This window comes from Pseudomonas sp. PDM24, from assembly GCF_019218905.1.
GTDB lineage: Bacteria > Pseudomonadota > Gammaproteobacteria > Pseudomonadales > Pseudomonadaceae > Aquipseudomonas.
Genome location: NZ_JAHUWR010000012.1, coordinates 67,251 through 75,796, shown reverse-complemented (window position 1 = coordinate 75,796; position 8,546 = coordinate 67,251). Strand labels below are relative to the sequence as shown.

The following is an 8,546-nucleotide window of genomic DNA, read 5'->3' as shown; positions in this document are numbered from 1 at the left end:
TCCCGAACTCAGCAGTGAAACGATGCATCGCCGATGGTAGTGTGGGGTTTCCCCATGTGAGAGTAGGTCATCGTCAAGATTAAATTCCGAAACCCCTATCTGCGTATGCAGGTAGGGGTTTTGTTTTAGTAGAAGTCACCGATTTTGCTGGCACGTTACCGCTGTAACGGGCTGGTCACAGAATTTCTTGACGACCATAGAGCATTGGAACCACCTGATCCCATCCCGAACTCAGCAGTGAAACGATGCATCGCCGATGGTAGTGTGGGGTTTCCCCATGTGAGAGTAGGTCATCGTCAAGATTGAATTCCGAAACCCCTGTCTGCTTATGCAGACAGGGGTTTTGTCTTTCTGGGCTATAGAAACCTCAATCTGGAATGGGGCACATCCTGCTCTTACGTGCCTTGCTACTCCTTCGAGCCAGCAACTTGCGCCACCAGATATAGATTCCCGTCACTGACAATACTGCAATCAAAACACCTAGCACCGCGATCATGACTTGCCCGGTGAGCCCAATGATCCGCCCTCCGTGTATCGGCAATTGCAGCCGATAAAAACGCTCTCCCAGGGTGCCTTGCCCTGCGATTTCCTGCCCCAGTAAACGCCCGTCCGTGCCATGGAAGAACAGCCAGGACTTTCCATGGGCCTCGGTATCATGTTGCCCAAACCCTGCCCCATAAAAGTTGTACTCAAAGCTGTAATACAACTCCCCGATTGCAGCGGTCAGCCCTAACTTTTGCCCTTCCTGTAACGCACGTTCATAAGCCTGTTGATAACTCAGCCGCGTAACTCCCAGCTCCTCAGCAGGCATGCGTCCGCGGGCCTCGTAAACGCTCGGCTCAATCGGCGAAAACAGTGAAACCACAGGCTTGAAGACCTGACTCGGCAGGTTCATGGCGACACTGCTGACCGCAATCGGTAGCAGCAACAACCAAAGCCACAACCCACCCGCCCGATGCAGGTCAAAATTCAGTCGGTAGGCATGTCCACCCTTGATCATCCAGGCCGTCGACCATTTCTTCCAGAACGGTTTCCCACGTGGAAGCGTCAGCCAAAGCGCAATGAAACAATCGACAACCCAGGCGATCGCGACCAGTCCCATTAACAACAATCCCCAGTTATTCGGCAGGACCAGGTTGTAGTGAAACTCCAGAATGAACGGAATGAAGTTCTCCCGCTGAAAGCAGCATTCTCCCCAGAACCGCTGCCCTTTCTGCTCGCCATTGACCGGGTCCAGATAGAACACCTGATTGGGCTCGGAAAGAGGTTTTCCGGTCGCAGGATCATTACGCGGTACCGCAGCCAGCAATGCGGTATGAGCCTGTTCTGACGGGTACTCCATGTACCAGACTTGTAGCCTCGGATGCTCCGTTTGCAGCTTGTCGACCAAAGCGCCGGGCGGCAAACGCTGACCTTCGGCAGACGCTGCATAAAACCCCGGATTGAGCCACTCATCCAGCTCATGGTTGAACGCCAGGATGCTGCCCGTAAGCCCCGCCATCAGCAGAAACAACGCAGTCGCCAAACCAATGTAGCGATGAAGTAAAACCAGAAATGCACGCATGGAATTTTCCTGCAGAGACGACAAAGCCAGCCCCTGAATTCAGGGGCTGGCTTTTTTGGATAACGAGTCGTTAGAACTGGTAGCTCACGGTAGCGGCGACGTTGCGCTCTTCACCCAGGTAGCAGAAGTTCAGGCTGGCACAGGAGGCCACGTAGGACTCATTGGTCAGGTTGTTAGCATTCAGACGTACGTCCACGCCCTTCAAGCCCAGCTTGCCCAGGTCATAGCCGACAGACGCATCGAACAGCGTGTAGGACGGCACCTTCAGGGTGTTTTCCGCATCGGCCCAGCTGTAGCCGACATAACGCACGCCGCCGCCCAGACGCAGGCCATCAAGCGCTGCGCTGTCGAACGTGTAGTCCGCCCACACTGAGGCCATATGACGGGGCGCCTGAGTCGGCGAGTTGCCCTTGTTTTCGATCACGTCGGTTGCAGTGCTCAACGTACTGATCATCGACTTCGAATATTCGATGTCGGTGAAGGTGTAGCTGCCGAGGACTTTCAGGTTATCGGTCAGCTGCATGTGCGCTTCCAGTTCCAGACCTTGGGAGCGGACGGCGCCTACAGCGCGATAGAAGTTTTCCTGCGGCAGTTTGGTCGCCAGGTTTTCCTGATCGATGCGGAACAGCGACGCCGTGAACAAGTTGTCGGTGCCTGGCGGCTGGTACTTCAAGCCCACTTCCCACTGGGTGCCATCGGTCGGTGCCAGAGGATTGCCGGCGCTGTCCGCGTAGGAATTCGGGTTGAACGACTCGGAGTAGCTGATATACGGCGCGATGCCGTTATCGAACAGGTACAGCGCCCCAGCCCGGCCCGTCAGCTTGGTGCGTTCGTCACTGATTTCCGTGCCTACAGGGCGTCCCGCTTCAGCCAGCCGATTTTCATCGGAGGTTTCAACCCAGTCCTGACGCAGGCCCAAAGAGAAGCGCCACTTATCCATCTCGATCAAGTCTTGCAGGTAGACGCCAGTCTGTTCCAGGCGCCGCAGATAGCTGGTCGGACTGTAGAAGTCGATGGCCGAATTGCCGTACACCGGATTGAACGCATCGATCGGCGCAAGACCGCCACTGGTCCAGTCGACGACCGTCTTGCGCCGCTGGTAGTCCGCGCCCATCAGCACGGTGTGTTTGGTTGCGCCGGTGAAGAACTCGGCTTGCAGCATGTTATCGACGATAAAGGCGTGGAGCTTTTCGTCGCCGCCGGTGTAATAGCGGTTCAACTCGTTACTGGTGGGAGTGGTCCAGCCATAGGCATAAACCTGATCGATCTTCACCTTGGAGTCGAGATAGCGGAAGTTCTGCCGAGCGGTGAAGACGTCGTTGAAGCGGTGTTCAAACTGATAACCGAAGGACTGTTGATCACGCTGGAAGCCATCAATGCCCGGCTCGCCTTCGAAGAAGTTGGGGGAGATCCGATTGCCGTTGCGCTGATGGATCGTGCCATCGGCCGGGACGCCGCCGTGATAGCCGCCGTCGGGATCGTGTTGCAGATAGGCTTGCAGCGTCAGCGAGGTATCTTCGGTGAAATCGATGCTCACCGTCGGCGCCAGGGCGAAGCGCTTTTCCTCATTGTGGTCGAACTGTGTGTCGGACTGATCCGCCAACCCTGTCAGGCGATAGGCGATACGCTTGTCATCATCCACCGGCCCGCTGAAGTCGAAACCCATGCCGCGCTGACCTTGGGTGCCCACCGTGGCCTGGACCTGATGATAGGGCTCATACAACGGTTTCTTGCTGGTCAACGCCACCAGTCCGCCCGGCGAACTGCGACCGTAGAGCACTGACGACGGCCCTTTGAGAATATCGACTCGTTCGAGGAAATAGGGGTCTACCTGCATGGTGCTGTAGGTGCCGCTGTCACCCATGGATTTGAGGCCATCGAGATAGATGTTATCCACCGAGCCGTCGTTGAAACCGCGCATCGCCACGTAGTCGTAACGGTGGGTCGCGCCGTAAGGGTTGGTCAGCACGCCCGGGGTGTAGCGCATCGCCTGGGACACGGTTTGCGAGCCTTGGTCGTCCATTTGCTCGCGGGTCACCACGGACACGCTTTGTGAGGTTTCCAGCAGCGCGGTACTGGTCTTGGTGGCGATCTGGCTGTGCGTTGCGTTGTAGCCATCCATGCTGCCCAGCGCGTTACCCAGGGCGAAGCCTTTGATGTCGGTGGTGGGCAGCGCCAGGGCTTCGGTTTCAGCGACGGGCCGCAGCACATAGCTGCTGCCATCCTGACTGACGGCCACAAGCCCTGTGTCGTTGAGCAAATGACTCAACGCCTGATCCGCCGAATAGTCGCCCTGTAATCCCGGCGATTGAAGGCCCTGAGTTTGAGCCGGAGTCGTCGACAGCGTGATGCCCGCCTGACGCGCGAATTGGTTGAGCACATCGCTCAAGGAGCCGGCGGCGATGTTGTAGCGGTGGCTACTGGCTTCGCTGCCCTGTGCTGCAACGCCAAGTGTCGGCATCAGGCCGACACCCAATGCGGTCGAGAACAGCGCCGCGCGGATGGCGTGGCGCAATACGCCCGATTCCGCGGCGAAATGGAGAGGGTTCTTACTGATGGCGCGCACAGTCATTGTAGGTTTCCGTAGGAAGTCGCTGAAGGCAGAGTTGAAGTGCTTACTGACTAAGCCGGACTTGTTCAGAAAACCCGCCAAAAATAATTCAGGCCTGCCGCTCCAGCGTCACCCAATAGCGAGTGCGATAGCGCAGTTGCACCGCCAGGGTTTGCGGCAGGATGGCCAGCAGTTTGTCGGTGTCTTCGAGACGGAAAACCCCGGACAGCCGCAAGTGGGCAATGTCGGCCGCGCAGGTCAGATAGCCGGGACGGTAACGTCCGACTTCATTAATGAAATCCCCGAGGCGCATGTTGCGGGTGACGATCAGGCCATCCACCCAGGCGCCCGCATCCATGTCCTGCGGCGGTGCCAACTGCGCTCGACTCCGATCGATCAGATAACTCTGCCCGGCCTGCACCTGAATCGGCAGGCCATCGGTGGCCCGTGGCGAATGGATTGCGACGACGCCGCTGGTGACGCTGAGCCGCGTGCAGTCGGCGTCCTGACGAACAATGAAGCGTGCCGCCACACTTTCGAATACACCGTGACGGCTTTGCACCCGCAACGGTCGATCAAACGAAACCCCTTCACTTGCCCCACCGCACGTCACGACGATCTCGCCGCGGGTCAGTTTGATCAGGCGCTGCTGCGCGGTGTAGTCCAGATCCACCGCGCTGGCGGTGTTGAGCTCCAGGCGCGTGCCATCCGGTAACTGGAAACCGCGTCGCTCGCCCGTGGCGGTGGCGAAGTCGGCGGTCCATTGTTGCCAGCCGATCGCATCCTTGCCCAGCCATGCCGCCGAACCCATCAATAACGCGCCCGACAGCAGCTTCAATGCCTGGCGCCGCCCGAGTCCCTGTGCGCTGTTTTCCAAAGTGTTGAAAGCGACTTGAGCGCCGGGCACCGCGCGTAGATTACTGCTCAACTCGGCTTGCAGGGACTGCACCCGTTGCCAGGCCAGTTCGTGTTCATGGTGTTCCGCCCGCCAGACGTCGCATTGCTGGCGCAGTCTGGGATTGGTCGCGTTGTTACGCAGGCGCAGCAACCAATAGATGGCTTGTTTAACCACCTGCTGATGCGGCGCCCCGCGGCGGTTCAGCGCTGAGTTATCCGCAGGCATCACGCTTCATACCGCAGCACGTAGCAGTGATACAGCGCGTCGGCCACATAACGCTCCACCGAACGTAGGGATAAGCCCATGTGTTCGGCGATCTGCTTGTGGGTAAGTCCTTCGCACTGGGCCAGCAGAAATGCCTGACGCACTTTCGGCTTCAGGCCTTCAAGCATGCGGGCGATGCTTTCCAGCAATTCGAGCACCAATGCCCGCGCCTCGGCGCTCGGGGTTTCGGCCTCAGGCAAATGGGCGATGGTTTCCAGGTACGCACGCTCGATTTCCTCACGGCGCCAATGGTCAATCACCAGGCCGCGGGCGATGGTTCGTAGAAAGGCGCGGGGGGCCTTGAGCTCCAGGCGTTCGGTTCTTTGCAGCAGACGGACGAACGTGTCCTGAGCCAGATCCGCCGCATCGGCTGCATTGCCCAATCGCGCACGTAGCCACGTGTTGAGCCACCCGTGATGGCTGCTGTAAAGCGCCTGTACTGCAAACTCAGGTGAAGACATGAACGCGACAGCCCGACGTCACAAATGATAATTAGTCGCATTGTCATCAAGGGTCGGAAAATTTGCAACTGCCGTTCGAGCAACCGTCAGCAAACACCCCTACTTGGGCGCTCTAGCACGCCGTTCGGCGGGTATCTGACGGGTTTCATACAAATCCCTAAGATTTCTCCCGCTCGTGCCGACAGACTGGTGAGACATGCGTGCACCAAAGTAGAGCGGCCCAAAAATGCCGTCTGCGCTGTTACATGGAATGTTGCAACCCGGAACGCATCCCCACTTTTTGCATAAGAAGTCCCATGAAATGAATCTCAAGTTCAGCCATAAAATTCTGCTGGCCGCTTCAGGCGTCGTGGTGCTGGCTTTTGCGTTGTTCACTTTGTACAACGACTATTTGCAGCGAAACACCATTCGGCAAAACCTCGAGTCTTCCGTTGAGCAAGCTGGCGAGCTGACCGCCAGCAGCGTGCAGAACTGGATGAGCGGCCGGGTGCTGGTCCTGGAAAATCTCGCGCAGAACGTCGCTCATCAAGGCGCCAATGCCGATTTGCCGGGGCTGGTCGATCAACCTGCCCTCACCTCGAACTTCCAGTTCACTTACGTCGGGCAGGCCAATGGTGTGTTCACCCAGCGCCCTGACGCGAAGATGCCGGACGGCTACGATCCGCGTCAGCGCCCCTGGTACAAACAAGCCGTGGTCGCCGACAAGACCATGCTGACCCCGCCTTACATGGCCGCGGTCGGTGGGTTAGTGGTGACCATCGCCATGCCGGTGAAAAAGCAAGGCGAACTGCTGGGCGTCGTCGGAGGCGACTTGAGTCTCGAAACCCTGGTGAAGATCATCAACTCGGTGGACTTCGGTGGCATCGGTCACGCGTTCCTCGTCAGCGCCGACGGTCAGGTGATCGTCAGTCCGGACAAGGATCAGGTGATGAAGAACCTGAAAGACATCTATCCGGGCTCCAGTGTCCGTATCGGGAAAGGCAATCAGGAAGTAGAACTGAACAAGCAGGACCGCATCCTCTCGTTCACGCCGGTGAGTGGTTTGCCAAATGCCGAGTGGTATATCGGTCTGTCGATCGACAAGGCCAAGGCCTACGCACCACTGAGCCAGTTCCGCACCTCGGCGCTGATCGCGATGTTCATCGCCGTGACCGCCATTGCAGTGCTGCTGAGTCTGCTGATCAGCGTGCTGATGCGTCCGCTGACCACGATGGGTCGTGCGATGCAGGACATTGCTCAGGGCGAGGGCGATCTGACCCGGCGTCTGGTGGTAGAAAGCAAAGACGAGTTCGGCGAGTTGGGCGGCTCCTTCAACCAGTTTGTGGAGCGGATTCACGCGTCGATTTGCGAAGTATCCTCGGCGACCCGCCAGGTTCATGACCTGTCGCAACGGGTGATGGCATCGTCCAACGCTTCGATCATCGGCTCCGACGAACAAAGCGCGCGCACCAACAGTGTGGCTGCGGCGATCAACCAATTGGGCGCCGCCACCCAGGAAATCGCCCGCAACGCCGCCGATGCTTCGCAACACGCCAGCGGCGCGAGCGAGCAGGCCGATGACGGTCGTCAGGTGGTGGAAAAAACCATCCTGGCCATGACTGAGCTGTCACAGAAAATCAGCCTGTCCTGCACGCAGATCGAAACCCTGAACGCGAGCACCGACAACATCGGCCACATTCTCGATGTGATCAAAGGCATCTCCCAGCAGACCAATTTGCTGGCGCTTAACGCGGCCATCGAAGCGGCCCGTGCCGGTGAGGCCGGTCGTGGCTTTGCGGTGGTGGCGGATGAGGTGCGTAACCTTGCTCATCGCACCCAGGAATCGGCGGAAGAGATCCACAAGATGATCAGCTCGCTGCAGATCGGTTCTCGCGAAGCGGTGACCACCATGAACGCCAGTCAGGTCTCCAGCGAGCAGAGTGTCGAAGTGGCGAACCAGGCCGGCCTGCGACTGGTCAGCGTGACCCAGCGCATCGGCGAAATCGACGGCATGAACCAATCGGTGGCCGCAGCGACCGAAGAGCAGACCGCCGTGGTGGAAACCCTCAACGTCGACGTCAACCAGATCAACCTGTTGAACCAGCAGAGCGTGGCCAACCTCAATGAAACATTGAAGGATTGCGATGCGTTGTCTCAGCAGGCCAATCGGTTGAAGCAGTTGGTTGATAGTTTCAAGATCTGATTGAGGTCAGCTCTACCGCGTTATCGTTCTTCGCGAGCAAGCCCGCTCCCACATTTTGACCGAGTTCTTCCAGGCGGAACGCAGTCGAATGTGGGAGCGGGCTTGCTCGCGAAAGCGGTGGTTCAATCACCACCCCATCAAGACCCTACACAAACAGCTTCAACACATTCCCCATCGCATCATCGGCAAACCCCTGAAGGAAATCCTTGAATCCCGACAGGGCTTGCTCACCGCCCTGAGCCGGTTCAGCGATGATGCTCCAGATCGCCCGCGACTTGCCTGCGCCGATGGATTCCACCCTCATCGCCGCCCACAAATTGCCGATGCCCAAGGTGTTGTAGATGAGGGTCCAGGTCATGTTCATTGCCTGGTCGTCCCGAGAGTTGAGCTGCTCGACCACCAGGTGGTTGTCGTCCTTGAAGAATTTCTTGCGCAGCGACGACACGCCTTCGCCCGTCATCTCGATGTGCGACAGCGCTGGAATGAATCGATCGAAGCCGGCAAAGTTGCCGACCACCGCCCAGACCTGTGCCGCATCGGCCGGTACATCCACCGAAGACACAACATGGCAGCCGTGAGGATTTTTGATCAGGGTATCGGGTTGCAGAGTATTCATGGTTTTGCTC

At 58.2% G+C, this 8,546-nt stretch carries 6 protein-coding genes and 1 rRNA gene; 2 read left to right on the top strand and 5 right to left on the bottom strand.

Annotated elements, in window-relative coordinates:
* The first annotated feature begins 186 nt into the window (after positions 1-186).
* Positions 187-302: ribosomal RNA gene (gene rrf, locus KW837_RS28180) — 5S ribosomal RNA — on the top strand.
* A gap of 65 nt (positions 303-367) precedes the next feature.
* Here the strand turns inward: rrf and KW837_RS28175 are convergent.
* From KW837_RS28175 to KW837_RS28160, 4 genes are all read right to left on the bottom strand, one after another.
* Entirely contained in the window at positions 368-1,564 is a 1,197-nt protein-coding gene (locus KW837_RS28175) for a PepSY domain-containing protein (RefSeq protein WP_218399328.1), read from the bottom strand.
* Between the two features lie 70 nt (positions 1,565-1,634).
* A complete protein-coding gene (locus KW837_RS28170) occupies positions 1,635-4,136 on the bottom strand; it encodes a TonB-dependent siderophore receptor (protein WP_218399327.1) in 2,502 nt (833 codons plus the stop codon).
* A gap of 88 nt (positions 4,137-4,224) precedes the next feature.
* A complete protein-coding gene (locus KW837_RS28165) occupies positions 4,225-5,238 on the bottom strand; it encodes a FecR domain-containing protein (protein WP_218399326.1) in 1,014 nt (337 codons plus the stop codon).
* The gene (locus KW837_RS28160; protein WP_008005709.1) at positions 5,238-5,738 is read right to left on the bottom strand and encodes a sigma-70 family RNA polymerase sigma factor; all 501 of its coding nucleotides are present in this window, start codon (positions 5,736-5,738) and stop codon (positions 5,238-5,240) included. Before KW837_RS28160 ends, KW837_RS28165 begins: the two co-directional genes overlap by 1 nt.
* 301 nt (positions 5,739-6,039) lie before the next feature.
* Between KW837_RS28160 and KW837_RS28155 the strand changes: the two genes are divergently transcribed.
* The gene (locus KW837_RS28155) at positions 6,040-7,920 is read left to right on the top strand and encodes a methyl-accepting chemotaxis protein (protein ID WP_218399325.1); all 1,881 of its coding nucleotides are present in this window, start codon (positions 6,040-6,042) and stop codon (positions 7,918-7,920) included.
* Positions 7,921-8,065: 145 nt separating this feature from the next.
* On the opposite strand, the gene KW837_RS28150 is transcribed toward KW837_RS28155, so the two are convergent.
* Positions 8,066-8,536 carry an SRPBCC family protein gene (locus KW837_RS28150; protein ID WP_218399324.1) on the bottom strand — a complete coding sequence of 157 codons (471 nt, stop codon included), beginning with the start codon at positions 8,534-8,536 and terminating at the stop codon, positions 8,066-8,068.
* Positions 8,537-8,546 lie beyond the last annotated feature (10 nt).